This window comes from Xenorhabdus miraniensis, from assembly GCF_002632615.1.
Genome location: NZ_NITZ01000006.1, coordinates 35,344 through 61,962 on the forward strand (window position 1 = coordinate 35,344; position 26,619 = coordinate 61,962).

A 26,619-nucleotide genomic window follows, 5' to 3' on the forward strand; every position below is an offset into this window, starting at 1 on the left:
CTCAATTTGCTGATTCAATATGAATTTCATCCAGAAAAGCATCAAGAAATAGTTTCATGCGTGCTGTCCTTTCACTGCCCATTTTTCTGCCCGATGCAGTCTGAAATCCGGCCTCTATTTTAAGTAACTTGGTATAAAAATGATCGATAGTATAAGCCGTGTCATTATATTCCCGGTGCTTTGCCAAAGGATCATGGAAATCATACAGTGAAGATCCCATACGACCTGCAATATAAAAACAGCGCCCAATACCAACCATACCAACGGAATCCAGCCGATCCGCATCCTGCACAATTTTGGCTTCCAATGTTTTGGGCGTTAACCCTGCTGAATAACTATGTGCTTCAATAGCATGGCTGACGGCTGTAATATCCTCTTCATTCCACCCCAACTCTTTCAATATTAATGCTGCTTTTTCTGCTGCCATGCGTGAAGCAAGGTGTCGGTTTGGGGCATTTTTTTCAACATTCACACAATCGTGTAATAACACAGCAGCAAACACTAACCGCAAATCACCAGATTCCGCTTCACAAATTTGCTTCGCATTTCTCCATACCCGATAAAGATGGGCAACATCATGAGCACCATCATCACCTTCTATTGCTATAGGTAAAAGTTGCTGAGCTAAATTTTCAAATGGTGAAAAAAGTAACATGATCAAAACCTCTCAATGAATGGAAGTATCATTTAAGCAAAAGAAACAATAACATTTCATCTGTATTCAGTAGGCTCATCTATAAACAAAACTTGCTTATTAAACGAGCTTTTTTTAACATCCTGATATTGGTTATTAAGATCCATTATTTCCCCAAAGGATAAATATCCATGCTGACAGGATTTAATCACCTGACACTTGCCACATCAAACCTTGAACGCAGCCTGGATTTCTACATTAATCAGCTTGGTTTTACGCCACATGTACGTTGGCAAAATGGCGCTTACCTAATCCTTAAAGAACTGTGGCTCTGCCTTTCTTGTGATGAGGCCAAACCTGCAAGGGATTATACCCACATCGCCTTTAGCATTTCGGCTAGTGATTTTCCTGCTTTCAAAGAGAAAATACTGGCTGCGGGTATACAACAATGGAAAGAGAATCGCAGTGAAGGAGAATCCATTTATCTGCTTGATCCCGATGGGCATCAGCTTGAAATCCACGTTGGTTCACTTGCAAGCCGCCTTGATGCCTTAAGGAAAATGCCTTACAAGGGATTGGAGTGGTATTAATTAATACCCACTACTGGACTGTTGTCGCCATAAATGTGCACCTACCAGAGCCTTCCAAGGAGAAAAGCCTGCCAGCCATTCTTCTGCCTGAGCAGCGCCCACTTTATCTTCTTGCTTAAGCAAATATTGGAGATTACGCCTTACCGCAACATCACCATGCAGTGAACCATTCAGATAATTAAGTCCCCGCAGCAAAGCATAATTAACTGTCCACATGCCAATGCCTTTGATGGAAAGTAAATTATCCGTCAGACAGTTGATTGCATTTTCCCCCTCTGGAATATTCAACGCTAACGCGCCAGAATCGATAAGCCGACAAACATTCAGCAAGGCATTGGCTTTACCTACGGAAAAACCACATTGACGCAGATCCTGTTCAGAACACTGAATGACCTGTTTATGAGTCGGATGGCACAATAATCCTGAAGAATGCTGGATGCCGATTGCCTGAATAAAACGCCGCCGAATAGAAATTGCTGCACTTACGCTGATCTGTTGGCCAATGATTGCCCAACTTAGTGCTTCAAAAGGCGTGGCTGACTGATAAATGCGTAAACCTGTTTGTCTGGTAACCAAATCGCCAATAACAGGATGATCCTGATATAGGGATTCAAACAATTCGACCGGTTGCTTCAACCCTAACATGTGTGAAGCCAGCGCAGATAATGCTTCATCTGAACAAAGATCCTCACCACCATCAATATCAAGCTGTATACGTGCTTTATTCTTTTCAAGGGATATTGTCAGGAGAGCCGGGGTTTCCTGCCAGACCATTCCTTTTTTAATTTTATTCTGTTGCACGATTTCAGAAACTTCCATTTCATCTCTTTGATGAAAAGCCAAAAAATCCTTCGTGTGATAATTAGTTGGTAATACTATTTCTATAAAATCGTTTTCTATAAAACCGTTTTCTATAAAATCGCCTGCCTTCATTAAAAAAACTCCGGAACATACATGATTGAGATAATTATGTAACAGGCTTCAAGTTACAATGCAATGGCAAATTTACAAACCCAAACTACAAAATATCATCAATTTTATATTGAGTTAATTCATCATTAAGTTCTTTAATTTGATTTTTTGATGGACTTAATACCAACAGGTAAATACCAATACCCATAAATAAAATCATGCTTAAAATGACCAAGAGAAAATCGAAAACCCCTCCTATTGTATTAGTAAAAACATCAACCCTTAATAAAAACGCAATCAATACAACAAATGCCAATGTAAAAAAGTAAATAGAAAATATCTTTTCAAACCAATAAGTAACATAATAAAATGGCTTAACTTTCACTTGAACCACACCAGAATCTAACATAGCATATGCCTTCAGCTTTTTCAGGTTAGCTATACATTCAACACTTAACCCACCTTGTTTTAGCTTGATGAATATTTTTCTGAATCTGTCAGATTTAATTTTTGTAGTATCAAACATTATCTCAGATGCAATCGCATATTTAAGATAATTCTTGTCACCTTCATCCAAGTAATTATTATACTGATTCAAATATTTAATGTACTTTATCGCTTTCCGTTCTCTGAACACACATATGTCTGTATAAAGCTTCTTTAATACAGATAAAATAATACCAATAAAAGTACCAATAGATCCCAAGACCTTCACGATGTCATCACCGTGTTTTACGATGTATTCAATCATATTGTTACTCTAAATAATTTAAAACATACTTAAGTATATACCATGATAATTACACGGGATTGTTGGCAAAATTATCAATAAATATTTTCCATTACGCCGGCTGGAAGAACTTCGATGACTTTCCATTCCGCCATTATCTAAATGGAAGGTTTATTGAGTTAGAAATGTGTTTTATTTTCAATTCATCACACAGTTCATGAACCGCAACAAGAAGGGCACATTTCGCTTGTTAACATTTATTGGACAAAACACGTCTCAATAAATTTTGTGCTAACATAGTCTCCCTGAGCGTTTTTTGTAAAAATACACCGTATGGAATAACAAGGACGATCTAAAGTAACAAATCAGGAAAAAATTAAGTCTTTAATGAAAAGGCTTAATTTATGTAAGAGGTTGAAATGGCACTATTAATTACCAAACGCTGTATCAATTGTGATATGTGTGAACCTGAATGTCCTAATCAGGCTATCACAATGGGTGCGGAGATCTACGAAATTGAGCCTGAACGCTGTACTGAATGTGTCGGGCATTATGAAAAGCCAACTTGCCAGTCTGTCTGCCCGATCACTAATACTATTATTCTTGATCCTAACCATCAGGAAACCGAAGAGCAATTGTGGGATAAGTTTGTGCTCTTACATCATGCTGATAAGATCTGAATTTAACTTTCCAATATGACTGTCGCACAAGCATAACGACGTTCATCTGCTAGTGTGACATGAATAGATCTGACATTCAGTTTATTAGCCAGCACATTAGCCTCTCTATGAAGTTTTAATGTGGGTTTTCCCAGTGGATCATTGATAACTTCAAATTGATTAAAGGCCAAGCCATTGCGGATACCCGTTCCAAGTGCTTTGGCTGCCGCTTCCTTGACTGCAAACCGTTTTGCAAGGAAGCGGACAGGCTGATTATGCTGTTGATATTGTTGCCATTCCCCATCGCTCAGAATACGCCTTGCCAGACGTTCACCGGAACGCCCGATAATTTCCTCAATACGGGATATTTCAACAATATCTGTGCCTAATCCAATAATGCCCATTAACGACGTGCTTCTCTCAATAAAGTTTTCATATCCGCAACTGCAGCAGTCAGGCCACTAAATACAGCACGGCCAATAATGGCATGTCCGATATTCAGTTCATAAATTTCAGGCAGGGCAGCAATACGCTGTACATTATGATAGGTCAGACCGTGACCAGCATTGACTTTAATGCCTTTTCCAGCCGCGTAAGTTGCCGCTTCTTTGATACGCTGGAACTCTTTTTCCTGCTGTATCTCGTCTTCCGCATCTGCATACGCACCAGTGTGAATCTCAATAAATGGCGCTCCAACTTCAACAGCAGCATCAATTTGCTGGTGATCCGCATCGATAAACAGAGATACCAGAATACCCGCTTCCGATAGAGTCTTGACAGCCTCAGCAATATGTTCTTTTTGCCCACACACATCCAATCCCCCTTCTGTCGTGACTTCCTGACGCTTTTCAGGAACTAAACAACAGAAAGCAGGTTTGATGCGAGTGGCAATACCAACCATTTCATCCGTTACAGCCATCTCGAGATTCATGCGAGTTTGAATCGTGCTTTCTAATAGTTGAACATCTCTGTCAGTAATGTGGCGACGGTCTTCACGCAGATGAACCGTTATACCATCAGCTCCCGCCTGTTCCGCTACAAATGCAGCCTGAACGGGATCAGGATATTGTGTCCCACGGGCATTACGTAAGGTTGCAATATGATCAATGTTGATACCTAACAATACCTCAGCCATTTTTAGCTCCTGCAATAATATAAAATTCAGTAAAGTCTACACGTTTCATTATGAAGAAGTGACTTACCTCAATTTTCATTTTTCTTGTTGGGATTATCAGTTTTTTTACGTACAAATTGGCGAAACAATTCACGACTTTTTAGCGGTTTTCCACCCAAATAAGGCTTCAATGCAATGCGAGTGAAGCGCTTAGCAGCTTTCAACGTCGCACCATCAGGAAATTCACCCACTGCCAGTGCCTTTAGTTCATAACCAGTAAAACTGTAGTGATCAAGAACCAAACTGGCAATAAATCCTTTTTCTTCACGATAACGATAAGTCATTTCATCCGCGACAGGCTCACCACTGCCTGCACAGTGAAGATAATCTACGCCGTATCCCATATTGGTCAGTAACGCTAACTCAAAACGGCGCAAAGCATATTCCGGCGTGTATTCACTCGCCGCGAGCACTTGTAAGCATTGGAGATAATCGAAAAAAAGTGCGGGATATGCCATTCCTTGCTCAAGAACTCTGGATAAGAGTTCATTCACGTACAATCCACTGTAAAGTACGCTCCCCGTTAAGGGAAGAGCCAATGAGATAGGTTCGGCATCTCGTAATGTTTTGATTTCCCCCCGCCCGCTCCAGCGAATGAGCAGCGGGGTGAAAGGTTGCAAGCAACCTTTTAGATGAGAGCGACGGCTGCGGGCGCCTTTCGCTAAAACACGTACCCGCCCTTCATTTTCAGTAAAGAAATCCAGTAATAAACTGGTTTCACTGTAAGGGCGTCCATGAAGCACAAAAGCTCTCTGCCAGCCGTCCACAAATCAGCCTTATAAGTCGTCGATGTAACCGAGGCTACGCAGCGCTCGTTCATCATCAGCCCAACCCGCTTTTACTTTTACCCACAGTTCCAGATGGACTTTGACATCAAACAGCCTTTCCATATCTTGACGGGCTTCTGTACCAATCGTCTTGATTTTGCTGCCTTTATTACCAATCACCATTTTCTTCTGGCCGTCACGCTCTACCAGAATCAAACCGTGGATCGTATATCCTCCACGTTCATTGACAACAAATTGTTCAATTTCCACTGTCACGGAATACGGCAGCTCATCCCCCAAGAAACGCATCAGCTTTTCACGGATGATTTCTGAGGCCATAAAACGCTGTGAACGATCGGTAATATAATCTTCAGGAAAATGGTGCTCAGCCTGTGGTATATGATCGCGTACAATTTTGGCAATAGTATCAACATTCATGCCTTTTTCTGCGCTGATCGGCACAACATCAATGAAATTCATCTGTTGGCTAAGAAAACCGATATGTGGCAGGAGAATGGTTTTGTCTGTCACATTGTCCACTTTATTAATGGCAAGCAGGACAGGACAACGCAAGTGACGCAACTTATTCACCACCATTTCATCATCCGGTGTCCAGTGTGTACCTTCCACAACAAAGATAACCAGTTCTACATCACCAATAGAGCTGCTCGCCGCACGGTTCATCAAACGGTTGATCGCACGTTTTTCTTCAATATGAAGGCCCGGCGTATCAACATAGATGGTTTGGTAAGCCCCTTCCGTATGAATTCCCATGATGCGATGACGCGTCGTTTGGGGTTTACGAGAGGTAATGGATACTTTTTGACCCAATAACTGATTCAATAAAGTCGATTTACCGACGTTGGGTCGCCCGACTATTGCAACAAATCCGCAATAGTTTTTTTCTTCGCTCATTCAAGCTCCAGTTGTTTTAATGCTTGTTCCGCAGCCGCCTGTTCTGCCTTGCGACGACTGGAACCTACTCCTCTGACAGGTTGTTCAAATCCACTGACCTGACAGTGAATTGTAAATTCCTGATCGTGTGCTTCCCCACGAACTTGAACAACCAGATATGTAGGCAACGGCAAATGACGCCCTTGCAGATATTCCTGTAAACGTGTTTTAGGGTCTTTTTGCTTGTCGCCCGGGCTGATTTCATTCAAGCGAGCTTCATACCAACTCAAAATAATCTTTTCAATTGTCTGAATATCACTATCAAGAAAAATAGCCCCAATTAATGCTTCAATACTATCCGCTAAAATGGACTCGCGACGGTGTCCCCCGCTTTTTAACTCACCTGGCCCCAGACGTAGGCATTCACCTAATTCAAATTCTCTGGCCAGTTCTGCCAACGTATTGCCACGCACTAATGTTGCCCGCATACGACTCATGTCCCCTTCATCAACACGGGGAAAACGATGGTAAAGCGCATTAGCAATGACAAAACTCAGGATCGAGTCGCCAAGAAATTCCAGACGTTCATTATGCTTACTGCTGGCACTGCGGTGAGTCAAGGCTTGAAGCAACAAATCGTGCTGTGTAAAGTTATATCCTAGCTTACGTTGTAATCGGTTCGTTATTATGGAGTTCATGTGCTACCAATTCAGTTAGAATTCATCAAATAAAAGCACACGCAACAGACCTGTGCGGCCGATATCTCTAAAGATTAATATGGAGGCCTTACAAAACTGTTGCGTTTGCACTGGCTCCCTAAGATGTCCATCATCATAAGGAACCAGTCATCTCGTTTGAAAGAATATTCTACACTGTGAGATAAATTAATGCTGCGCTAATATATAAATATTAGTGAATTCCACCAATTCGGTTCAAACGTACACCCGTAGGCCACTCACCTTCCTGTTTTTCAAAACTCATCCAGATGGCGGTTGCACGGCCTACCAGATTTTTCTCCGGTACGAATCCCCACTCCCGGCTGTCTGCGCTATTGTCACGGTTATCACCCATCGCGAAATATTGGCCTTCAGGAACAATCCAAACACCAGGTGGCAAACCTGCCTGGCGATAATGAGGTATAGACTGCGCCGGAGGAATGGTCAAAATATGGTGTGACACATTACCTAAGCTTTCAATCCGTTCCCCTTGGCGGAGTGTATATGGCCCCAATACTTCATCAAGTGGTACTTGATAAACACCACTTACACGGACCCCTTCAGGGGTTACATCTTCTTTGATAGTCCATTCACTTGGAAACACGTCCCGGTAAGTGACAGGTAAAGTTCCCTTGCATACAGCATTCCAACCACAACCCGGATAAACCTGAAGCTCTTTTTTGACATAATCGTAAACAATCCGATCTCCGGGTAAGCCAACGATTCGTTTCACAAAATCAATGCTTGGATTAACTGGATATTTAAAAACAGCGATATCTCCACGCTTAGGCTCACCCGTTTTAATCAAGGTTGTTTGTGTAATCGGATCTTTCAGACCATAGGCAAATTTTTCAACCAGAATGAAATCCCCGATCAACAATGTTGGCATCATTGAACCAGAAGGGATTTGAAAAGGTTCATACACAAAAGAACGCAGCACCAAAACAATGGCTAACACCGGAAAGACAGATGCAAATGTATCAACCCATGAAGGTTTATTAATTTCCTTAGCCAAAGATTCCTGAGCTTCTGTACCTGCCGCCTGTTCCTGAATGAGAGCAAGTTTTTTCTTGCGTTCAGGAGCTAATTTAAACCGATCTATACACCAAAAAATACCGGTGATTAACGTTGCTAGCGTTAAGATCAAGGCAAAAGTGTTAGCCATTTAAACTCCTTACGACCTCGTTAATTATCTTTTCCAACATGCAGAATTGCTAAGAAGGCTTCCTGTGGCAGTTCAACATTTCCGACCTGCTTCATGCGTTTTTTACCTTCTTTTTGCTTCTGCAATAGTTTTTTCTTCCGGCTGACGTCACCGCCATAACATTTTGCCAGTACGTTTTTACGTAACTGTTTGACAGTAGAACGCGCAATAATGTGAGCGCCTATGGCAGCCTGAATTGCAATGTCAAATTGCTGACGTGGGATCAGTTCTTTCATTTTTTCCACTAACTCACGGCCACGATACTGCGAGTTGTCACGGTGAGTAATCAATGCCAGCGCATCAACACGTTCACCATTAATCAAAACATCCACACGCACCATGTCAGAATTCTGGAAACGGATAAAATTATAATCCAAAGATGCATAACCACGAGATGTTGATTTCAAACGGTCAAAGAAGTCCAGGACAACTTCAGCCATTGGGATTTCGTAAGTCAGTGCAACCTGGTTACCGTGATAAACCATATTAGTCTGTACACCACGTTTTTCTATACAGAGTGTAATGACGTTGCCAAGGTATTCTTTCGGCAACAACATGTGACATTCTGCGATCGGTTCACGCAGTTCATTAATATTATTTAAGGCTGGCAACTTAGATGGACTATCGACATAAATAATATCACCGCTATTTGTCTCAACTTCATAAACAACTGTTGGTGCAGTCGTAATTAAATCGAGATCATATTCACGTTCCAAACGTTCCTGAATGATTTCCATATGCAGCAAGCCAAGGAAACCACAACGGAAACCGAAGCCCAATGCAGTAGAGCTTTCTGGTTCATAGAATAATGAAGCGTCATTTAAGCTCAATTTACCCAACGCATCACGGAATGCTTCATAATCATCGGAACTTATAGGGAATAGTCCCGCATAGACTTGCGGTTTAACCTTTTTAAAACCTGGAAGTGCTTTTTCCGCAGGGTGACGTGCTGTCGTCAACGTATCACCAACCGGGGCTCCCAAAATATCTTTGATAGCGCAAACCAGCCAGCCCACTTCCCCACAATTCAGCACGTCACGATCGATACGCTTCGGCGTGAAAATACCCAGACGGTCGGCGTTATATACCTGACCTGTACTCATTACCTTAACTTTATCACCCTTACGCAATGTACCGTTTTTAATACGGACAAGTGAAACAACGCCAAGGTAATTGTCAAACCATGAGTCAATAATCAGAGCCTGCAATGGAGCATCAGGATCGCCTTCCGGTGCCGGAATTTCTTTCACCAGACGTTCAATAACATCCTGTACTCCGACCCCCGTTTTTGCAGAACAACGAACAGCGTCCGTTGCATCAATGCCAACGATGTCTTCAATTTCATCTGCAACACGCTCTGGCTCCGCGGCCGGGAGGTCAATTTTGTTCAGAACCGGAACCACTTCCAGATCCATTTCGATGGCGGTATAACAGTTAGCCAAGGTCTGAGCTTCAACACCCTGACCCGCATCAACCACCAGCAAAGCACCTTCACAAGCAGCCAGAGAACGGGAAACTTCATAAGAGAAGTCAACATGTCCGGGCGTATCGATAAAGTTTAATTGATAAACTTGCCCGTCATTTGCCTTGTAATCAAGCGTTACACTTTGCGCCTTGATAGTGATACCACGCTCACGTTCAAGATCCATTGAATCCAGTACTTGTGCTGCCATCTCACGATCTGACAGCCCCCCACAGATTTGAATAATCCGGTCAGATAGAGTGGACTTACCGTGGTCAATGTGGGCGATAATGGAGAAATTTCGTATTTGCTTCATTATTAAATCTTTTTTGCCTTAATATTTCTGAATCATTCGCCTATGGACACACTGATGGACATAAAGCGACAGTTTATTGGTTCGGCCACTGGCCTTGAGGAGCCGTATTCTACATGCCAAACCTGTGAAAACCTAGTCATGCCTGTGGTTTTCAGTATGACCTTGTGATTTCCGGTATGATAAAAAAGTTGAAGCTCACATGGTAAAACAGATTATTCTTGCTGTAGAACCTTAATCGTATCGGGAGGCAGACCAATTTGTAACACAACAGGCTGGTACGCTTGCAGATTATCCCAATACGCAGCAATCTTGCGGGCAATGAAGAAACCGGCAAATCCTCCCCCGATTCCCCCTAAACATATCCATAACTGGTCGTTCGTCCAAAACTGGAAAAGCGCCCCTCCCAAAAATAACCCCAGTAATGGCGTTAAATAAACTAACATTGCTGAACGCAACAAACTACTTTCAGGAATGCCCACTTCAACTTTCTGCCCCGGCTGAAGTGGCTGAGAGATTTCCAGCTCCAACTGATGAATATTTTCCGGCCCTATTTTTTCCAATAAATAAGAACCACAGCCCGTTCTGGACTGACAACTACCACAACCTGAAGATGAGCCATAGCGCAACAATGCGCGGCCTTTTTGCCAACGGACAACTGTCGCCCACTCTTTAATCATCAGTTTTCCTCTGTAAATGTCACGCTTGCCGCAATCCGCTCAGCGGTCGTGAAAGGCAGCTCCCCAATAACGGTAATGCTATTTTTACCGCGGGCCAAAGTATAAACCGTTCTCCTGCCTTGTCGAAATGGTTGTTCCCCAACGGCCTTTTTGTTTGCAGTCACAACATTTACGGAAAAATTAAACAATCCATCACCATACATGATGGATTCCAACCATTCTGTTTCTGACAGTTTACGGCTGGTACGGGAAATTTCATTGAAGCCTTCGGGTATTTTTCCAACTCGCCAATTGAACTTCAATTTTTCGGAAGGCGGAATGAGCAACATCGGCGGTAATTTCAGATCAGTAATCGCACTCAGCTCGTTTTTAATGTAGTCATTCACGGTTGATGACACAACCCGAAATTGTTCAATTACGGTTATATTATCCTTATCCAGCAAATCAATCAGCAAAGGAAGGTGATTTCTCTCATCAATCAGAAGGTTATAGCTATAACGGGATTCATCTTTCGATATGATGCGAACAAATCTCACTGGATTGTCACCAACATGCGTACTGCCGGAATCAATAAAACGATAGAACTTTTGTAATTGCGTAAAATCGGCAAAGATGATCGGTGGAAGATAATCAACAATATGGTTGCCATATAAGCTGAATGAATCCAGACCTGGCTCATAATAGCTGATTTGGTCACCACGCTGGATGATTTCCCGGCGGGAACCATCCATTTGTATGATTTGCGCAATGGGCTTACCGTCAATAATGGCATGACGATAACGCAACGGAATCAGGAATTGCTGGCCTATGTTGATAAAGCCAAGTTCATAATTCAGCGTTTGTACGGCATTATTCATATCCTGCAACAAAGCCTCGGTGCTGCTTTGCTGCGCCGAGGCTTTGAGAGGATTCAACAGGCTAACCGCCAATAAAAAAATGAAAACCCAAATACGTTTCATTACTGTTGCTGTGATTGTTGTTGTGCTCCAATAGGCTGATTAATCTGAGTAACACCGTAATTTTTTTCAGAATGGATGCGTCTGGTCAGTTCATATTGCTGCAACATCGCATCAATACGCTTATTACTTTCCCGAACTTGCATGCTCAGGTCACCACCGAAGGCTTCATCATCAACAGGAGTCGCCAAACCTACAGGGGAGGCTGACCCCATCACAGGCAATGTATTGAAAACTGGCGTATCAGATTGAATATCTGCGTCAACACTACTGCTGCTATTATATTGCTGAACGCCAATAATCACAGTCAAAGATACACATGCAGCAATACCAACTTGTGTAATCTGGCTCGCCCATGGACGAATTTTTCTCCAGAATGGCATTCTGCCCCATGTTTCAGGCTCTGGCTGAGATTCTAGAACAGCCGCTGGATTAATCTGGACGGGCTCTTTCTCAAGCGCCAGTGCCACTTGACTCGCGATATCCAAATGTAATACATCCCCCACGTCGCCACGCATGACATCACGGACAAGATGGTATCTTTCCCATTGCTTCTGCATGGCTGCATCTTCAGAAACCAAATGAACGACTTCACTATCAAGAGCTTCTCCATCCATTAAAGCGGAAAGTTTCTCTCTTTGCATGCCAAAGTACCTTTAAAATTGTTTTGTCCCACTACTGTTGGATTAGTGGTTGAACTTTATTATCAATGGCTTCCCTTGCCCGGAAAATTCGTGAACGTACAGTGCCTACGGGACATTCCATGATGTCGGCTATTTCTTCATAGCTCAACCCTTCCAACTCCCTCAACGTAATCGCTACCCGCAAATCTTCCGGAAGCGATTCAATAGTACGGAAAACCACTTCCTTTAACTCTTCAGACAACATTAAGTTCTCAGGGTTCGAAATTTCTTTCAATGAACTTGACGCATCATAATTTTCTGCATCGTTAGCATCCAAATCATTGGATGGAGGACGACGCCCCTGAGCAACCAAATAATTTTTAGCCGTGTTAACAGCTATACGGTACAGCCAAGTATAAAAAGCACTATCGCCCCGGAAAGAAGAAAGCGCCCGATAAGTCTTAATAAAAACCTCTTGAGCAACATCAGGAACGTCACTTTGAGGTACGTAACGAGCAATCAGGCTCGCTACTTTGTGCTGATATCTTATCACCAGCAAATTAAATGCTTTTTGATCACCTTTCTGGACCCGTTCAATCAGCATTTGATCCGTTAACTGCTCGCTCATCCGAGGTTCACTCTCCTGAGGTAAAACTCCACATGTTTGTACCAATTTAAACCAATATGATGTCCTGCTTTCCCGAACAAGCATGACTTTGAGTATCAATTTACTGTGAAGTTCAACTTTGGCCGTAATTTTATATTACAACCACCTGTCATTTCATATCTCACTTCTTTTATCTCGTTGATATTTTTATTTATAGTTTTATCTTATCACTACATAGCGACCAGAAATCTAGGCATATTAATTGCATCATACTTAAGTGCATATAGTACAAATCATAGTCTCTATTTCACAGGACACGTGATTTTAATGCGAGAAAAGGAAATATTGCTTTAATCGGTCTCATTACTCCAATATTGCTAACCTTATCAATAATAAATATAAAAATCTGTTACTAACTGACGAAATTCATCTGAATACGCGCCATCCAAGGCTCGGATCGTTAATTCACTTACCTGATTTTGCTGTTCATGCAGGGATAATCCCAGTAACAGGCGATGCAACGGCTTATCCCGTCTGTCACGAATGTTGACACGAAAATGAGTAAACCATCCTAACCCTACTGCCATCTTTTCAAATTGTTCACCAATATCATAAGGCAAAACCACGCAAAACAGCCCTGTAGGTGCTATCAATTCCCGTACACATGCCAATAACCCCGAATGTGTCAATGACTCCGTATAACGAGCCTGATTGCGAGCTTCATTTCGACATGCAATGGAAGGTTCAAAATAGGGAGGATTACTGACAATTAAATCATATTGGGTGCTGTCTTGCTGCAAACCGTGTTCTTGTGGCAATCCACGCTCCTGTAACCCATTTTGTTCCCTATGCTGCCGCACAAAGTCATGGATATCCTGCTGATGTACCGTAATACGGGAAAACCACGGCGATTGTTGTATATTGTCAATCGCCTGCATTGCAGCAGAAGTGTCCAGTTCTACCGCATCAATCACAGTCTGCTCTCCTGTGCGCTGAGCTAACATCAATGCAATCAGACCACTGCCACACCCAATATCCAGACACCTTTTCTTGTTATATACTGGTGCCCAGGCTCCCAACAGCACACCATCCGTTCCGACTTTCATCGCACACTTATCATGCCCAACAAAAAACTGTTTAAATGTAAAACCACCGCGGCGAAAAACGGGTTTATCTATCGATGCCATGAGTTATATCTGCTGAAATAAAAGTTTCTCATAGCATAAATCTTATGACTCGCGGATAAAAGCAACCTGCTTATGGATGTTTTTATAGGATGAAGAATGTGCCCAACCTGTTTATAATCGGCGGCCCAAACAGAGGTATATGATGACTGCGACAAACTTTTCTGAATTCCAACTTGATGAATCCCTGCTTGATGCACTGAATGATAAAGGCTACGAACGCCCGACAGCAATTCAAGCGGCAGCCATTCCTGCTGCCATGGATGGGCGGGATGTCCTTGGCTCAGCCCCAACCGGTACAGGTAAAACCGCCGCTTACCTGTTGCCAGCATTACAGCATTTACTCGATTTTCCCCGTAAAAAATCCGGGCCACCGCGTATCCTGATTTTGACTCCAACCCGTGAACTGGCAATGCAAGTTGCAGAACAAGCAAAAGAATTAGCGGCTCACACTCATTTAGATATCGCCACAATCACTGGTGGCGTTGCCTATATGAATCACGCAGAAGTATTCAGTGAGAATCAGGATATTGTTGTCGCAACGACAGGACGTCTGCTGCAATATATCAAAGAAGAAAACTTCGACTGCCGTGCTGTGGAAACGTTGATCCTTGATGAAGCTGATCGCATGCTGGATATGGGATTTGCCAATGATGTGGAAACCATTGCCGGTGAAACCCGCTGGCGTAAACAAACACTGTTATTTTCCGCCACACTGGAAGGCGAATCCATTCGTGATTTTGCCGAACGTCTGTTAACTGATCCTGTTGAGATTGACGCAGAACCTTCTCGCCGCGAGCGCAAGAAAATCCAGCAATTTTATTATCGTGCTGATACGTTAGAGCATAAGACAGCCCTGTTATGCAATCTTCTTCAACAGCCTGATGTTACAAAATCCATTGTTTTCGTACGCAAACGTGAACGTGTACGTGAACTGGTTGACTGGCTGAGTCAGGCGGGAATTCAAGCCTGTTTCCTTGAAGGTGAAATGGTACAGGCCAAGCGCACAGATGCCGTGAAACGACTGAATGATGGCAAAGTCAAGGTTCTGGTTGCAACAGACGTCGCTTCCCGTGGATTAGATATTGAAAACGTCAGCCACGTCTTTAACTTTGATTTACCTCGCACTGCGGATGTTTACCTGCATCGGATTGGCCGTACAGCCCGTGCCGGCCGCAAAGGGACTGCCATTGCTCTGGTTGAATCTCACGATCATCCTCTGCTGGGTAAAATTAGCCGTTATCTTCAAGAGCCTTTGAAAATACGGGTTGTCGATGAGCTTCGCCCGCAAACCAAAGCGCCAAGTGAGAAAAAGAGTTATAAACCTTCTAAAAAAGTGTTGGAAAAACGCAAAGAGAAGAAAAAGTCAGAAGACACGAAGAAAAAACGAGTCAAAGTTCGTCATCGTGACAGCAAAAACATCGGTAAACGCCGCGCCTCTTCTGGTAAACCCAGACCAGAAGTAATTGAGTCTGGCAACGATTAATTATCTCAATACAGGCGAAGTCATTGAATATGAATTGACTTCGCCTCTCTACTTACATCATTTGAGCATTATTCAAGCATTACATCACTTAATTTAAGCCACTTCTTTGTGATGTCATTTGCTGATAAGCTTCCTCAAATTGTTCTCGAATTGCAGGTTCATCCATGGTCATCGCCAATGCGTGCAAAGAAGGCATTTGTAAAGAAGGCATGTTCAATGCAAACATCCCTTCATCTGTCGCATCAGTTGACGCCAACATGGCATCGCCATTATTCAGCCAAGGCTTCTGTTCCGTCATTAATTCCAATACAGCCTCCAAAAAGTGTGCTTTAAATGAATGCAACCCATATCGATGAGGCAGAATGGAATCCCATATACTTCCTAATTCATATTTAAGTTCTATTGTATTACCCATAGGTTGAGGAACCGGCAATGCTTTTTGCAAATCCCCCAACCAATCGTATTGAACAGAGTAATGGCGTATCAAACCACTGTCGGCCAATTCACGAGCAACTTCAGGCGATACCCCCATACGTTTCAACGTGGGGTCTGAAACACCAGCAGCATTATAAATAACCGCGGGTTTTCCTGTTGCCAGTGCAGCCACTGTTGCCAATCCGCCCCCTAAAGAATGCCCCGTGAAAATGATATTTTCACCAAATACCTTTAATGACTTGTGCGCTAATTCCACCGCCTGATTATATTGTTTTTCATTGTAGCCAAGCCCCTGGCGAATACTTACCATGAAATCTTTCAACTCGTTCGAGCCCGTGAAAGAAACAATATATAGCCCCTGATGTTTGTATACCCCTGCTTGAAATCCTGTTGAATAATCATTCAACGTATCAGGATCAATGCCTGCTTGTGATAAATCATCATCAGACAAGCGTTCAAAACCAGGGATCCCTAAACTTTGCTCACGGTAAACATCACGGGTAACTAATGTCAGGTTATAGTCAATAAACTTAGACTGCTTTCCTGCAATATCATTGGCTGTCAATATGGGCGATCCCATCACACGAGCACTGATATCGTTGATCAATGATTGATAAAGTGCATTAGATTGCTTGGTATTTTCTGACAGCGAAATGGGTGATGCAGAAATGCGCTCAGCTTTATCTGGTAATGATTCAGCTGGAGAATTAGATTGAAGTTGCAGAGAATTTCCTTCTAATGAATAGCTCCCTAGTTCACTTAACAAACTGGTATTTACTGATAAAGTCATAAAATTCTCCTACAGATTGTTCAGATTAGAGGTAATCAAAACTCCAAACTCTCTATCGGCAGGATAATTAACGTCTTTATAACGAATTTAATCTTTGATTAACAATTTTGTTTGTAATGAATAAAAGAAATAAAATTACAAAGTCAGATAAAAAAAATGATTTTACGCGCAGAAATAACTCGCCGGATAGGTTTTGCATAATTGAAGAGCGGGTGGAAGTGGTCAATTATAAATAATCAGGCAGCCTTAGCTGCCTTGAATTTAGCAAAAAATCACAGACTTTCTGTAAAAGTACGGGCAATAACATCACGCTGCTGTTCTGGAGTCAGTGAATTAAAACGCACTGCATAACCAGAAACACGAATAGTGAGTTGAGGGTATTTTTCAGGATGCTTCACCGCATCTTCCAGTGTTTCACGACGAAGAACATTCACATTCAGATGCTGGCCCCCTTCTACACGCACAGTCGGTTTCACTTCCAGCGGAATTTCTCGATATTCAAATTGCCCCAATTCATCTTTGGCAACAATCTGGCCTTCATCGTAATCCGCTTTAGCGCAGATACAACGTGCTTCATTTTTTTCATCATCCAACAGCCAAAAAGAATTCATCAATGCAGCGTTGTCAGATTGGGTAATTTGAATCCCCGTAATCATTTATACCTCCAACATCATCTTGGTTATTTAGTCAAACCATTACTTAGAGCCTAATCGGATAGGCGCTTAATCAACCATCATTCTTGATTTCCTGTATACCAATACAAATGAGAAGATTCTTTGATTGAAATCAATTAATTTTATAAGGTTATTATCATAAAAGTCATAATCAATTGTTTTTAAATATCTTTTTTATATAAATTACATGAAATTATTTTTATAAATTTTCAAAATAATTTATAAAAACAGATTTTCATTCTATAAATTAAACTTGGATTAGAATCCTAGGGTTTCCCTATGCCAAGGGAATCGGTAAGCTTAAGTCCATCTGATAATCATATAAAGGGATTGGTTATGTCCGCACCTCTCACATGGCACGATGTCATCGGCAATGAAAAGAAACAGCCTTATTTCGTTGATACATTGGCTTATGTTGCCAACGAACGTCAGGCTGGAAAAACCATTTATCCACCGCAGCAGGATGTTTTCAACGCATTTCGCTATACCGAATTGGCTGATGTAAAAGTGGTAATTTTGGGACAAGATCCTTATCATGGCCCGAATCAAGCCCACGGACTGGCTTTCTCAGTACAACCCGGTATTCCGGCGCCACCTTCTCTTGTCAATATGTACAAAGAGCTCGAATCGGATATTGCGGGATTTACTCGCCCTAATCACGGTTGCTTGATCAGTTGGGCAAAACAAGGCGTGTTATTACTCAATACCGTGTTGACTGTTGAGCGCGGCAACGCACATTCCCATGCAAATTTGGGATGGGAAACTTTCACCGATAAAGTCATTGCGGCAATTAACGAACATCGTAGCGGGGTTGTTTTCCTGCTTTGGGGTTCTCATGCCCAGAAAAAAGGCCGTTTTATTAATACTCAACGCCATCATGTGCTGAAAGCACCCCATCCTTCACCCTTGTCAGCACATCGCGGTTTTTTAGGTTGCAGACATTTTTCACAAGCCAATAATTTGCTGGAAACACAAGGGTTGTCCCCAATCGATTGGACACCCCAATTACCTCAATAATCGCGCTCTGCCTACAAAAATGCCGCCTCTGGATGGCGGCATTACATCACGGAATACCGTAATTTATTTAGAAACTGCAACCATTGCAGGGCGCAGTAAACGACCATTCAAGGTATAACCTTTCTGCATCACCAACATAACGTGATTCGGTTCATGCTGTTCAGATTCCATCATGGTCATCGCCTGATGTACTTCAGGATTGAAAGGCACATTAGTGTCACCAACAACTTCAATACCAAATTTACCCACTGCATCAATAAAAGATTTCAGCGTCAGTTCAATACCTTCAATCATAGGTTGCAATGATTCATTGGCACGATCAGCAACATCTAACGCACGTTCCAGATTGTCGATTACAGGCAGGAGTTCATTAGCAAATTTTTCCAATGCGAACTTATGTGCTTTTTCTACATCCTGCTCGGTACGGCGGCGAATATTTTCCACTTCAGCACGAGCACGCAGCATAGCATCACGTTCGTTAACCTGAGCCTGTTTCAACTGTTCTTCCAGCTCGGCAACACGCGGGTCAACAACATTTTCAGTCTCTGGCGCGTCTGCCTGTGCTGTACTAATTTGTTCCTCTAATACATTTTCTGTATTTTCTGAGACTTGCTCGTCAGGTACTTTTTGGTCTTTACTACTCATGAATATCTCCGCGTATTTTGTATTATCTTCGCCATTCCAGCTTATTATGGGGATCAATACGCGGGATTCAAGGGAACACATCATATTGTGAGGGCAAAACCATATGCTGAAGGAAATAACAGCAATGAATAATGAATTCAAATGCATCGGTATTGTCGGTCGTCCACGTCATCCTGAAGCACTGGCCACCCATGAAATGCTTTACCATTGGCTAGTATCTAAAGGTTATTGCGTTATTGTGGACAGGCAGGTTGCAAAAGATATTGGCTTAAAGGGTGCTCAAACCGGAGGGTTGACAGAAATCGGCAAAATTGCCGATCTGGTGATTGTTGTCGGTGGAGATGGCAACATGCTTGGTGCTGCCAGAGTGCTATCACGCTATGATATCAAAGTCATTGGTATCAATCGGGGTAATTTAGGTTTTCTGACTGATTTAGATCCCGATAATGCTTTACAACAGCTTTCTGAAGTTTTGAACGGCGAGTATCGGGACGAAAAACGTTTTCTCCTTGAAGCCCAAGTCACGAAAAAAGGACAAAAGGCCCGGCGCAGCACAGCCCTGAACGAAGTGGTATTACATCCAGGTAAAGTTGCCCATATGATTGAGTTCGAAGTTTATATTGATGAGCGTTTTGCCTTCTCCCAACGTTCAGATGGCTTAATCATAGCAACCCCTACAGGTTCCACCGCCTACTCTTTATCTGCCGGTGGGCCAATATTAACATCAAACTTAAATGCCATCGTACTGGTGCCAATGTTTCCGCACACACTTTCAGCACGCCCTCTTGTGATCAGCAGCGAAAGTAGTATTCGATTGAAATTTTCTCAAAACAGTAATGATTACGAAGTAAGCTGTGACAGCCAAATCGTTCTGCCTATCCAAGACGGTGAAGAAGTCATTATCAAACGCAGCGAATATAATCTGCATTTAATTCACCCGAAAGATTACAACTACTTCAATACGCTGAGCACAAAACTGGGATGGTCAAAAAAAATGTTCTAAAAACATAGCTCCCTACTTTACTGTATAAAAGACCAGTTTATACTGTATGTAAGCACAGACATGTTTTTATGCACAGGAACGTGTTTTTATACACAGTAAGCACTAGGAGGAGCACAATGCTGACTCAGTTGACCATCAGTAATTTTGCCATCGTTCGCGAACTTGAAATTGATTTCCGCTCAGGAATGACGGCAATTACAGGAGAAACCGGCGCCGGTAAATCCATCGCGATCGATGCCTTGGGTTTATGTCTTGGCAATCGTGGCGAAGCCAATATGGTTCGCTCCGGTGCTCCCCGTACCGATCTTTGTGCCCGTTTTTCACTGACAGATGCCCCTTCTGCACGTAAGTGGCTCGAAGACCATCAGCTTGATGAAAGTTTTGATGACAATAATGAGTGCCTGCTGCGTCGCACGATTACTGCGGATGGGCGCTCTCGTGGTTTCATCAACGGTACTGCCGTGCCACTTTCCCAGTTACGTGAATTAGGTTCACATCTGATTCAAATTCACGGGCAACATGCTCATCAACTACTGTTAGAAAACCGTCATCAAAGACGTTTACTGGATATCTATACGGGCGACTTTGGTCTCCAGCATGAAATGAAACAGGCGTACCAACAATGGCGACAAAGTTGTCAGGCTCTCTCACAATTTCAACAACAAGCCCTTGAGCGCCGGTCACGCCAGCAATTGCTGGAGTACCATCTGAAAGAACTGAACGAACTGTCACCACAACAAGGGGATTATCAAGAACAAGACAGCGAATATAAACGGCTGGCAAACTGTGGGCAATTCCTGTCAGTCAGCCAGAACATTCTCCAGATCTTAAGCGATAATGATGAGCAAAACATTGTCAGCCTTCTCAGCTATGCACGAAGTGAACTTACAGAACTTGCGGGCATGGATCACAAGCTCAGTAATTTACTTAATATGCTGGAAGAAGCTGCTATCCAAATCAATGAAGTCAGTGATGAATTGCGTCATTACAGTGATCAATTGGAACTGGATCCTAACCGTTTATTCGAGCTGGAACAGAAAATTTCCCAGCAAATCAGCATGGCACGTAAACACCACGTTGCACCGGAAGAGCTGCCTGCCCTGCATCAGCAATTGCTGGAAGAACAGCATCAGTTATCCCAACAAGAAGATGATTGTGCTCATCTGAGCGAACTCGTCAGCCTGCACTACCAGCAGGCTCTGACCGTAGCAGAAAAACTGCACCAGGTTCGCCAGAAATACGCTGTAGAATTAAGCCATCTGATAACAAGTAGCATGCACCAACTTTCCATGCCTCATGGTCGTTTCACGATTGATATCACCTTTGAACCGGAGCATTTAAACATTGATGGTGCCAGCAAAGTTGAATTCAATGTCACAACCAACCCCGGCCAACCTCACCAATCACTGGCAAAAGTGGCATCGGGTGGTGAGCTATCCCGTATTGCATTGGCTATTCAGGTAATTACCGCGAAAAAAATGGAAACACCTGCACTTATCTTCGACGAAGTTGATGTTGGTATCAGTGGCCCAACGGCAACAATCGTCGGTCGTCTACTACGTGAATTGGGAGAATCAACCCAAGTTATGTGCGTTACCCATCTACCACAAGTGGCAGGATGTGGGCATCAACACTTTTACGTTAGCAAGCAGACTGATGGAGAAGAGACAGAAACCCAAATGCAACTATTGGATAAAAAAGCACGGCTCCAAGAACTGGCGCGGCTTTTGGCGGGGAGCGAAGTGACAAAAAATACACTGGCCAATGCAAAAGAGCTGTTAGCGGCATAAATTAATACAACTTTTTTGTATAATTGAAGTCATAGGTAAACGCGTAGAGGTTTTCAATCTCTTCAATGTTTATTATTATCGACGGCTTAACTCCTAAAGGAATGTAATCACTATGCGCTGTAAATTATTGACTGCCGCTACTGTATCACTTGTTATGCTGACTGCGGGTTGCTCTACGTTTGAGCGAATTGTTTATCATCCTGATATTAATCAAGGGAATTACCTGACGCCGGCTGCGGTATCAAAAATCCAGAAAGGGATGACTCAGCAGCAAGTCGCTTACACTTTGGGAACCCCAATGCTAACTGATCCGTTTGGAAGCCAGACTTGGTATTACATTTTCCGCCAGCAACCGGGCCATGAAAAAGCCACTCAGGAAACCTTAACACTGACCTTTGATAGCAAAGGTGTGCTGACCGATATCAAGAACGAAAAATCACTGCCCGAAAATAAATAAGATGTGGGCTTTATTTATTCGCCAGCACTATATTGGGCTGGCGAATAAATAGACTTTTGACGGGTATTATTGAGCATTATTTTTAGCGCGTTCTGCTCGTTTACGCCGCATTTCTTTGGGATCAGCAATGAGAGGGCGATAAATCTCTACACGGTCACCCTCTTCCAGCGTATCTGTCAGTTTGGCTGGTCGGCTATAGACGCCAACTTTATTCTTAGTCAAATCGATATCATTACGTAATGTCAAAAGACCAGATGCAACAATCGCTTGTTCAACCGTTGCTCCCTGCGGTACTTTCACATTACATAGATATTGCCGTTCAGGCAGAGCATAAACGACTTCGATATTGATCTCAGACACTATAAACCTCACGTGCGCGTTGGGTAAAAGCCTGAACCATATTACCAGCTAATTCCTTGAATACCTTACCAAAGGCTAATTCAATCAACTTATTGGTAAATTCAAAATCGAGGTGCAACTCAACCTTACAAGCATCCTCACTCAGCGGAGTAAAATGCCACCCTCCCATCAACTTACGGAAAGGTCCATCAACAAGCTGCATTTTAATACTTTCATTATCGAATAACGTATTACGCGTTACAAACGTCTTACTGATCCCTGCCTTAGAGACCTCAACCGAAGCCGTCATTTCATTATTACTGCTGCTTATTACACGGCTACCCACACACCCCGGTAAAAAATCCGGATAAGAAGTCACATCATTGACCAATTTATACATTTGTTCCACGCTGTAAGGCACTAGCGCAGAGCGACTAATCTGAGGCATATCATTTCCTGTAAAACGTAACAGCGCTGAATAATACCACTTAAATGTGATTAAATAAAAACCTGATGACATTTAGAACAATAAATATGCACTCATCGCTAAATATCATACAGAAGAGATTTCTTTCACTAACGCATACAGTATAATACAACGCATTATGACAAAGAAAAAAGCACACAAACCCGGTTCGGCAACAATTGCCATGAATAAGCGAGCCCGCCACGAATACTTCATCGAAGAAGAGTTCGAAGCAGGCTTATCCCTACAAGGTTGGGAAGTCAAATCACTGCGCGCTGGCAAGGCTAACATTAGTGAGAGTTACGTTTTGCTCAAAGATGGCGATGCTTATCTTTTTGGTGCCACAATAACACCACTGAATGTTGCTTCTTCCCATGTAGTTTGTGATCCGACACGGTCACGCAAACTACTACTTAACAAACGTGAACTTGATTCATTATATGGTCGAATCAATCGCGAAGGTTATACCATCGTCGCGCTTTCCATGTATTGGAAAAATGCTTGGTGCAAAATCAAAATTGGTGTTGCAAAAGGTAAAAAAGCGCACGATAAACGTTCAGACATTAAAGAGCGTGAGTGGAAATTAGACAAAGCGCGAATTATGAAGAATTCAGGGCGTTAATTACTGGCATTCTCGCTCAATATTCTGATATACTTGCGTTTAACACACTTTTGGGGCTGATTCTGGATTCGACGGGATTCGCGAAACCCAAGGTGCATGCCGAGGGGCGGTTGGCCTCGTAAAAAGCCGCAAAACAATAGTCGCAAACGACGAAAACTACGCACTGGCAGCTTAATAACCTGCGCAGAGCCCTCTCTCCCTAGCCTCCGCTCTTAGGACGGGGATCAAGAGAGGTCAAACCCAAAAGAGATCGCGTGGATGCCTTGCCTGGGGTTGAAGCGTTAAATCCAATCAGGCTAGTTTGTTAGTGGCGTGTCTGTCCGCAGCTGGCAAGCGAATGTAAAGACCAGACTAAGCATGTAGTACCGAGGATGTAGGAATTTCGGACGCGGGTTCAACTCCCGCCAGCTCCACCAAATTTGATAGGACAGTGTCAGGACAACAACTTGAAAAACAGTCAGTTAGAAAAGTTGATAGGTCACTGTCATGACAGTAAAAGGACTTAAAAAGATACGCAAAAGATACGCGGCTCTTTTTTTCTAAGCACCTCAGAATTCCCCCTCTGAGGTGTTTCTATTTGTAACAAAGTGTAATGAGGTGTAACAAAATACACACTTCTTTTGACCCCTTTCAGATCCGATTTACCCCTCGGTTCGTTCCCACCAATATGTATATCGAAGAACGGTCACCATAATTTTATTCGAAAAACTCACTGATAAAATTTTTTTCTGGATTAATGTATCTCTGTACACATAAACAGTATTTTTAATTATTCAAATTTTTTGATGATATTTGATGATCGGGTGGACTTTTGCCAAAATTGCATACGGGATAATCCCGCATATACAAAAGCAAAGGTGTGTGATTTCCTCCATACCCAAGATGGGATATCCCACCTTGCAGCAACTATAGTGATTTCCGCAACAGTTGGTTAACTCATTGATTCTTCTGAGGCCGTTACTTTGACCACGTAGAGGATTTTGCGCAGAAATAAGCAGCAAGTTAAAAGTGAGATATCTCACCTTTAGCTAACTGGTTGATTTTACGCAACTCTGCCAGAGAACCGGAGATTAGGAAAATCACAGGGCTGTGAAGATGGAAGATCCTAATTTTAATGCGAAAAACAATCCATCACCAGTCCTCACCATACAACCATTTAAAATCACGTCCATCTGTGGTTTGCTTTACAGCCTCTCCGTTTAAAAACACTATACAATGATAATGGTGTTTATCATTATTTTTAACTATTTTAAATTTCCTGCGTAAAAGATCTTCAACATAATCCTTTTCTTGTCTGTTACGAATAGCAAAAATAACTCTATTTCCACATGTTGAAGCAATACGTCCTGAATATGCCCTCACAAAAATACTGGGTAAAAAAGCTGATAACTGTGATGCAAAAGAAGTTGACCAAAGATGCTGTAGGGGATCACTGGGCTTTGTTCTTTCCCATTGTCTATATCCTTCAGAACTCGGATTTGCTGAATAGCAAGAAATAAGACGGACATTGTACAAATCTGGAATACTCGTCCACTGACCAATACATTCAGCGAGTTGGCTCGGATTATAGCGTTGATCATTTATACGGATAGTTCCGGGCATCCTCACGCTCCCTCCATGGCAGGCTATCGTCAATCGATTTTTTCCTTGTACCTTCCTGTGTGGCTCTTCAAATACATATGAGTCTGGATATACACTGATTAGTCTCATATTGATACCTCCTCCTCTCAGAACTCAGGAGTTTCTTTAAGTACTAATGTGAACCCTACTCCCCCTGCGCTGCTGTGTAAACCTTACCCTAACTTGAATCACCCACCCCCTGCCTCACATTCCACACCGAATCTTCCGGCATCTGGACACGGACAGAAACAGACCTGTCATGAGGGATATCAATCAAATCCCCGTCAGCGTAGCCCTCACGTACATTTCTGGCGAATACAGGAGCATTAGAGTGCTTGCGGTGGTAATTCATTAATTTAATGGAGCCATCAGGCAGCACTTTGTAATCCACCCAAATCAGCGGCAATTTATTTTTGCACAAGGGTATCTTAACCCCGCCATCAGTGCCGCCTCACGCTGAATCAGCATTGAATCCCAAAACATTTTTGATGAGGTAAACGCCCTCGGACACTGGCAGGCGACCCGCAAAGAGCAGGACGAAATCACGGGAAAGCGTAGAACGGGCGTAGTGCTCGTCGGGTACAATAGCTTCACGGCTGGGTGCTGCGTCTAAATCGGCACGTTTGATACTCAGTCAGAAACACGAATTTGAAGTAAGTTGGGGTAGGGATAGTCGCCATAGTTGCGATCTCCTTTAGTTTTTCAAAGGAAACACCACCTGAGTTCTCACGCTCGGAAAGGGTGGTGACACTAGCAGAGGTGAGAATACTGGTACTAAAGGAAACCAGCCTACCTTTCGGTAGCTCCGCTAGCATCACCATTGAATACATATAGGCGAATACCGCCTTAAATGAAAGGTGCTGCGATGCAGTGACACAAAAAAAGACGCTGGGCGCGTCATGTGTCGCCTTTAGTAAATTCAGGTTCTCACGCCTGACGCCAGATTTTGCTGGCGCAGGGTCAATATAGCCAAACTCCACCAGCAAAGGCAAACAAATTTTATTGAGTAGATAGATTAATGTGGCTGATTCTACAACTTCCTCGGTTATCAGCGGCTAGGCTAATTGTTCTGTTTCAGCACAATTAAGCCTAATCAAATGGTTATGAGGTTTTTTAATTTCCACCATTGGGGGAGTTGGACGGGTAAAAAGTATTGCCGAGGAGTATCTA

At 42.8% G+C, this 26,619-nt stretch carries 31 protein-coding genes, 1 other RNA gene and 1 pseudogene; 9 read left to right on the forward strand and 24 right to left on the reverse strand.

The annotated features are described in order from the left end of the window. Nucleotide 1: 1 nt before the first annotated feature. Nucleotides 2-655: an HD domain-containing protein gene (locus tag Xmir_RS07480; protein ID WP_099113774.1), complete on the reverse strand. Its 654-nt coding sequence runs from the start codon at nucleotides 653-655 to the stop codon at nucleotides 2-4. A 170-nt stretch (nucleotides 656-825) separates the two neighbouring features. On the opposite strand from Xmir_RS07480, the gene fos reads away from it, so the two are divergent. Further along, on the forward strand, nucleotides 826-1,224 hold the full coding sequence (gene fos, locus Xmir_RS07485) for a fosfomycin resistance glutathione transferase (RefSeq protein WP_099113775.1): 399 nt from the start codon (nucleotides 826-828) through the stop codon (nucleotides 1,222-1,224). On the opposite strand, the gene Xmir_RS07490 is transcribed toward fos, so the two are convergent. Both Xmir_RS07490 and Xmir_RS07495 read right to left on the reverse strand, forming a co-directional pair. Continuing rightward, nucleotides 1,225-2,043, reverse strand: coding sequence for a DNA-3-methyladenine glycosylase family protein (locus Xmir_RS07490; protein ID WP_244170886.1), 819 nt, complete (start codon nucleotides 2,041-2,043; stop codon nucleotides 1,225-1,227). A gap of 199 nt (nucleotides 2,044-2,242) precedes the next feature. Then, nucleotides 2,243-2,887, reverse strand: a complete 645-nt coding sequence (locus tag Xmir_RS07495; protein ID WP_099113777.1) for a hypothetical protein — start codon at nucleotides 2,885-2,887, stop codon at nucleotides 2,243-2,245. Between the two features lie 398 nt (nucleotides 2,888-3,285). Between Xmir_RS07495 and Xmir_RS07500 the strand changes: the two genes are divergently transcribed. Continuing rightward, entirely contained in the window at nucleotides 3,286-3,546 is a 261-nt protein-coding gene (locus Xmir_RS07500; protein ID WP_045973590.1) for a YfhL family 4Fe-4S dicluster ferredoxin, read from the forward strand. Between the two features lie 2 nt (nucleotides 3,547-3,548). On the opposite strand, the gene acpS is transcribed toward Xmir_RS07500, so the two are convergent. From acpS to Xmir_RS07560, 12 genes are all read right to left on the reverse strand, one after another. Then, nucleotides 3,549-3,929 carry a holo-ACP synthase gene (acpS, locus tag Xmir_RS07505; RefSeq protein ID WP_099113778.1) on the reverse strand — a complete coding sequence of 127 codons (381 nt, stop codon included), beginning with the start codon at nucleotides 3,927-3,929 and terminating at the stop codon, nucleotides 3,549-3,551. After that, the gene (pdxJ, locus tag Xmir_RS07510; protein WP_099113779.1) at nucleotides 3,929-4,660 is read right to left on the reverse strand and encodes a pyridoxine 5'-phosphate synthase; all 732 of its coding nucleotides are present in this window, start codon (nucleotides 4,658-4,660) and stop codon (nucleotides 3,929-3,931) included. Before pdxJ ends, acpS begins: the two co-directional genes overlap by 1 nt. 68 nt (nucleotides 4,661-4,728) lie before the next feature. Then, nucleotides 4,729-5,466 (reverse strand): DNA repair protein RecO, encoded by a 738-nt coding sequence (recO, locus tag Xmir_RS07515; protein WP_099113780.1) that lies wholly within the window; start codon nucleotides 5,464-5,466, stop codon nucleotides 4,729-4,731. A gap of 9 nt (nucleotides 5,467-5,475) precedes the next feature. Continuing rightward, nucleotides 5,476-6,381: a GTPase Era gene (gene era, locus Xmir_RS07520; protein ID WP_099113781.1), complete on the reverse strand. Its 906-nt coding sequence runs from the start codon at nucleotides 6,379-6,381 to the stop codon at nucleotides 5,476-5,478. Next, nucleotides 6,378-7,058 carry a ribonuclease III gene (rnc, locus tag Xmir_RS07525; protein WP_099113782.1) on the reverse strand — a complete coding sequence of 227 codons (681 nt, stop codon included), beginning with the start codon at nucleotides 7,056-7,058 and terminating at the stop codon, nucleotides 6,378-6,380. The genes era and rnc overlap by 4 nt, the downstream gene beginning before the upstream one ends. Nucleotides 7,059-7,269: 211 nt before the next feature. After that, complete coding sequence (gene lepB / locus Xmir_RS07530) at nucleotides 7,270-8,241, reverse strand: signal peptidase I (RefSeq protein WP_099113783.1); 972 nt, start codon at nucleotides 8,239-8,241, stop codon at nucleotides 7,270-7,272. A 20-nt stretch (nucleotides 8,242-8,261) separates the two neighbouring features. Further along, nucleotides 8,262-10,058: a translation elongation factor 4 gene (lepA, locus tag Xmir_RS07535; protein WP_099113784.1), complete on the reverse strand. Its 1,797-nt coding sequence runs from the start codon at nucleotides 10,056-10,058 to the stop codon at nucleotides 8,262-8,264. A gap of 212 nt (nucleotides 10,059-10,270) precedes the next feature. Continuing rightward, nucleotides 10,271-10,735 (reverse strand): SoxR-reducing system protein RseC, encoded by a 465-nt coding sequence (gene rseC, locus Xmir_RS07540; protein WP_099113785.1) that lies wholly within the window; start codon nucleotides 10,733-10,735, stop codon nucleotides 10,271-10,273. Then, nucleotides 10,735-11,694, reverse strand: a complete 960-nt coding sequence (gene rseB / locus Xmir_RS07545) for a sigma-E factor regulatory protein RseB (protein ID WP_099113786.1) — start codon at nucleotides 11,692-11,694, stop codon at nucleotides 10,735-10,737. The genes rseC and rseB overlap by 1 nt, the downstream gene beginning before the upstream one ends. Continuing rightward, nucleotides 11,694-12,335 carry an anti-sigma-E factor RseA gene (gene rseA / locus Xmir_RS07550; protein WP_099113787.1) on the reverse strand — a complete coding sequence of 214 codons (642 nt, stop codon included), beginning with the start codon at nucleotides 12,333-12,335 and terminating at the stop codon, nucleotides 11,694-11,696. The genes rseB and rseA overlap by 1 nt, the downstream gene beginning before the upstream one ends. A 31-nt stretch (nucleotides 12,336-12,366) precedes the next feature. Further along, a complete protein-coding gene (gene rpoE / locus Xmir_RS07555; protein ID WP_099113788.1) occupies nucleotides 12,367-12,942 on the reverse strand; it encodes an RNA polymerase sigma factor RpoE in 576 nt (191 codons plus the stop codon). Nucleotides 12,943-13,307: 365 nt separating this feature from the next. Next, entirely contained in the window at nucleotides 13,308-14,108 is an 801-nt protein-coding gene (locus Xmir_RS07560; RefSeq protein WP_099113789.1) for a tRNA1(Val) (adenine(37)-N6)-methyltransferase, read from the reverse strand. Between the two features lie 142 nt (nucleotides 14,109-14,250). On the opposite strand from Xmir_RS07560, the gene srmB reads away from it, so the two are divergent. Next, nucleotides 14,251-15,591, forward strand: coding sequence for an ATP-dependent RNA helicase SrmB (srmB, locus tag Xmir_RS07565; protein ID WP_099113790.1), 1,341 nt, complete (start codon nucleotides 14,251-14,253; stop codon nucleotides 15,589-15,591). An 88-nt stretch (nucleotides 15,592-15,679) separates the two neighbouring features. Here srmB and Xmir_RS07570 read toward each other — a convergent pair whose 3' ends face one another. Both Xmir_RS07570 and grcA read right to left on the reverse strand, forming a co-directional pair. After that, nucleotides 15,680-16,816 carry a Tle-like phospholipase domain-containing protein gene (locus tag Xmir_RS07570; RefSeq protein WP_099113791.1) on the reverse strand — a complete coding sequence of 379 codons (1,137 nt, stop codon included), beginning with the start codon at nucleotides 16,814-16,816 and terminating at the stop codon, nucleotides 15,680-15,682. A gap of 272 nt (nucleotides 16,817-17,088) precedes the next feature. Beyond that, the gene (gene grcA / locus Xmir_RS07575; protein ID WP_047962917.1) at nucleotides 17,089-17,472 is read right to left on the reverse strand and encodes an autonomous glycyl radical cofactor GrcA; all 384 of its coding nucleotides are present in this window, start codon (nucleotides 17,470-17,472) and stop codon (nucleotides 17,089-17,091) included. A 354-nt stretch (nucleotides 17,473-17,826) separates the two neighbouring features. Here grcA and ung point away from each other — a divergent pair, with 354 nt between their 5' ends. After that, on the forward strand, nucleotides 17,827-18,507 hold the full coding sequence (gene ung, locus Xmir_RS07580) for a uracil-DNA glycosylase (protein WP_099113792.1): 681 nt from the start codon (nucleotides 17,827-17,829) through the stop codon (nucleotides 18,505-18,507). 63 nt (nucleotides 18,508-18,570) lie between these two features. Here ung and grpE read toward each other — a convergent pair whose 3' ends face one another. Next, a complete protein-coding gene (gene grpE / locus Xmir_RS07585) occupies nucleotides 18,571-19,152 on the reverse strand; it encodes a nucleotide exchange factor GrpE (protein ID WP_099113793.1) in 582 nt (193 codons plus the stop codon). A 124-nt stretch (nucleotides 19,153-19,276) separates the two neighbouring features. On the opposite strand from grpE, the gene nadK reads away from it, so the two are divergent. The 3 genes from nadK (at nucleotide 19,277) to bamE (ending at nucleotide 22,402) form a co-directional block, all read left to right on the forward strand. Continuing rightward, the gene (nadK, locus tag Xmir_RS07590; protein WP_099113794.1) at nucleotides 19,277-20,155 is read left to right on the forward strand and encodes an NAD(+) kinase; all 879 of its coding nucleotides are present in this window, start codon (nucleotides 19,277-19,279) and stop codon (nucleotides 20,153-20,155) included. A 116-nt stretch (nucleotides 20,156-20,271) separates the two neighbouring features. Beyond that, nucleotides 20,272-21,945 (forward strand): DNA repair protein RecN, encoded by a 1,674-nt coding sequence (gene recN / locus Xmir_RS07595; RefSeq protein WP_099113795.1) that lies wholly within the window; start codon nucleotides 20,272-20,274, stop codon nucleotides 21,943-21,945. Nucleotides 21,946-22,057: 112 nt separating this feature from the next. Next, nucleotides 22,058-22,402: an outer membrane protein assembly factor BamE gene (bamE, locus tag Xmir_RS07600; protein ID WP_099113796.1), complete on the forward strand. Its 345-nt coding sequence runs from the start codon at nucleotides 22,058-22,060 to the stop codon at nucleotides 22,400-22,402. 66 nt (nucleotides 22,403-22,468) lie between these two features. Here bamE and Xmir_RS07605 read toward each other — a convergent pair whose 3' ends face one another. Next, nucleotides 22,469-22,762, reverse strand: a complete 294-nt coding sequence (locus Xmir_RS07605) for an RnfH family protein (RefSeq protein WP_099113797.1) — start codon at nucleotides 22,760-22,762, stop codon at nucleotides 22,469-22,471. After that, nucleotides 22,755-23,189, reverse strand: coding sequence for a type II toxin-antitoxin system RatA family toxin (locus Xmir_RS07610; RefSeq protein ID WP_099113798.1), 435 nt, complete (start codon nucleotides 23,187-23,189; stop codon nucleotides 22,755-22,757). The genes Xmir_RS07605 and Xmir_RS07610 overlap by 8 nt, the downstream gene beginning before the upstream one ends. Before the next feature lie 157 nt (nucleotides 23,190-23,346). On the opposite strand from Xmir_RS07610, the gene smpB reads away from it, so the two are divergent. Further along, complete coding sequence (gene smpB, locus Xmir_RS07615) at nucleotides 23,347-23,829, forward strand: SsrA-binding protein SmpB (protein ID WP_045960435.1); 483 nt, start codon at nucleotides 23,347-23,349, stop codon at nucleotides 23,827-23,829. A gap of 52 nt (nucleotides 23,830-23,881) precedes the next feature. Then, nucleotides 23,882-24,245: a transfer-messenger RNA gene (gene ssrA, locus Xmir_RS07620) on the forward strand. A gap of 715 nt (nucleotides 24,246-24,960) precedes the next feature. Here the strand turns inward: ssrA and Xmir_RS07625 are convergent. The 4 genes and pseudogenes from Xmir_RS07625 to Xmir_RS07635 form a co-directional block, all read right to left on the reverse strand. After that, complete coding sequence (locus tag Xmir_RS07625; RefSeq protein WP_167385954.1) at nucleotides 24,961-25,539, reverse strand: hypothetical protein; 579 nt, start codon at nucleotides 25,537-25,539, stop codon at nucleotides 24,961-24,963. Nucleotides 25,540-25,627: 88 nt separating this feature from the next. After that, nucleotides 25,628-25,882: pseudogene (locus Xmir_RS26340) on the reverse strand (phage tail fiber protein); the annotation flags it as partial. An 18-nt stretch (nucleotides 25,883-25,900) separates the two neighbouring features. Continuing rightward, entirely contained in the window at nucleotides 25,901-26,083 is a 183-nt protein-coding gene (locus Xmir_RS28090) for a host cell division inhibitor Icd-like protein (protein WP_339373877.1), read from the reverse strand. Next, nucleotides 26,040-26,429 (reverse strand): ash family protein, encoded by a 390-nt coding sequence (locus tag Xmir_RS07635; RefSeq protein ID WP_244170887.1) that lies wholly within the window; start codon nucleotides 26,427-26,429, stop codon nucleotides 26,040-26,042. Before Xmir_RS07635 ends, Xmir_RS28090 begins: the two co-directional genes overlap by 44 nt. Nucleotides 26,430-26,619 lie beyond the last annotated feature (190 nt).

Excerpts from the sequence above, each read along its gene's own strand:
- lepB (WP_099113783.1), bottom strand. The coding sequence starts at position 8,241 with ATGGCTAACACTTTTGCCTTGATCTTAACGCTAGCAACGTTAATCACC.
- Xmir_RS07570 (WP_099113791.1), bottom strand. The coding sequence starts at position 16,816 with ATGACTTTATCAGTAAATACCAGTTTGTTAAGTGAACTAGGGAGCTAT.
- smpB (WP_045960435.1), top strand. The coding sequence starts at position 23,347 with ATGACAAAGAAAAAAGCACACAAACCCGGTTCGGCAACAATTGCCATG.
- rpoE (WP_099113788.1), bottom strand. The coding sequence starts at position 12,942 with ATGAGCGAGCAGTTAACGGATCAAATGCTGATTGAACGGGTCCAGAAA.
- rseC (WP_099113785.1), bottom strand. The coding sequence starts at position 10,735 with ATGATTAAAGAGTGGGCGACAGTTGTCCGTTGGCAAAAAGGCCGCGCA.
- acpS (WP_099113778.1), bottom strand. The coding sequence starts at position 3,929 with ATGGGCATTATTGGATTAGGCACAGATATTGTTGAAATATCCCGTATT.
- Xmir_RS07480 (WP_099113774.1), bottom strand. The coding sequence starts at position 655 with ATGTTACTTTTTTCACCATTTGAAAATTTAGCTCAGCAACTTTTACCT.
- srmB (WP_099113790.1), top strand. The coding sequence starts at position 14,251 with ATGACTGCGACAAACTTTTCTGAATTCCAACTTGATGAATCCCTGCTT.
- lepA (WP_099113784.1), bottom strand. The coding sequence starts at position 10,058 with ATGAAGCAAATACGAAATTTCTCCATTATCGCCCACATTGACCACGGT.
- nadK (WP_099113794.1), top strand. The coding sequence starts at position 19,277 with ATGAATAATGAATTCAAATGCATCGGTATTGTCGGTCGTCCACGTCAT.
- pdxJ (WP_099113779.1), bottom strand. The coding sequence starts at position 4,660 with ATGGCTGAGGTATTGTTAGGTATCAACATTGATCATATTGCAACCTTA.
- grpE (WP_099113793.1), bottom strand. The coding sequence starts at position 19,152 with ATGAGTAGTAAAGACCAAAAAGTACCTGACGAGCAAGTCTCAGAAAAT.
- Xmir_RS07625 (WP_167385954.1), bottom strand. The coding sequence starts at position 25,539 with ATGAGACTAATCAGTGTATATCCAGACTCATATGTATTTGAAGAGCCA.
- Xmir_RS07490 (WP_244170886.1), bottom strand. The coding sequence starts at position 2,043 with ATGGAAGTTTCTGAAATCGTGCAACAGAATAAAATTAAAAAAGGAATG.
- rseA (WP_099113787.1), bottom strand. The coding sequence starts at position 12,335 with ATGCAAAGAGAGAAACTTTCCGCTTTAATGGATGGAGAAGCTCTTGAT.
- Xmir_RS07495 (WP_099113777.1), bottom strand. The coding sequence starts at position 2,887 with ATGATTGAATACATCGTAAAACACGGTGATGACATCGTGAAGGTCTTG.
- recN (WP_099113795.1), top strand. The coding sequence starts at position 20,272 with ATGCTGACTCAGTTGACCATCAGTAATTTTGCCATCGTTCGCGAACTT.
- grcA (WP_047962917.1), bottom strand. The coding sequence starts at position 17,472 with ATGATTACGGGGATTCAAATTACCCAATCTGACAACGCTGCATTGATG.
- Xmir_RS07560 (WP_099113789.1), bottom strand. The coding sequence starts at position 14,108 with ATGGCATCGATAGATAAACCCGTTTTTCGCCGCGGTGGTTTTACATTT.
- fos (WP_099113775.1), top strand. The coding sequence starts at position 826 with ATGCTGACAGGATTTAATCACCTGACACTTGCCACATCAAACCTTGAA.
- ung (WP_099113792.1), top strand. The coding sequence starts at position 17,827 with ATGTCCGCACCTCTCACATGGCACGATGTCATCGGCAATGAAAAGAAA.
- rnc (WP_099113782.1), bottom strand. The coding sequence starts at position 7,058 with ATGAACTCCATAATAACGAACCGATTACAACGTAAGCTAGGATATAAC.
- Xmir_RS07500 (WP_045973590.1), top strand. The coding sequence starts at position 3,286 with ATGGCACTATTAATTACCAAACGCTGTATCAATTGTGATATGTGTGAA.
- era (WP_099113781.1), bottom strand. The coding sequence starts at position 6,381 with ATGAGCGAAGAAAAAAACTATTGCGGATTTGTTGCAATAGTCGGGCGA.
- rseB (WP_099113786.1), bottom strand. The coding sequence starts at position 11,694 with ATGAAACGTATTTGGGTTTTCATTTTTTTATTGGCGGTTAGCCTGTTG.
- bamE (WP_099113796.1), top strand. The coding sequence starts at position 22,058 with ATGCGCTGTAAATTATTGACTGCCGCTACTGTATCACTTGTTATGCTG.
- Xmir_RS07610 (WP_099113798.1), bottom strand. The coding sequence starts at position 23,189 with ATGCCTCAGATTAGTCGCTCTGCGCTAGTGCCTTACAGCGTGGAACAA.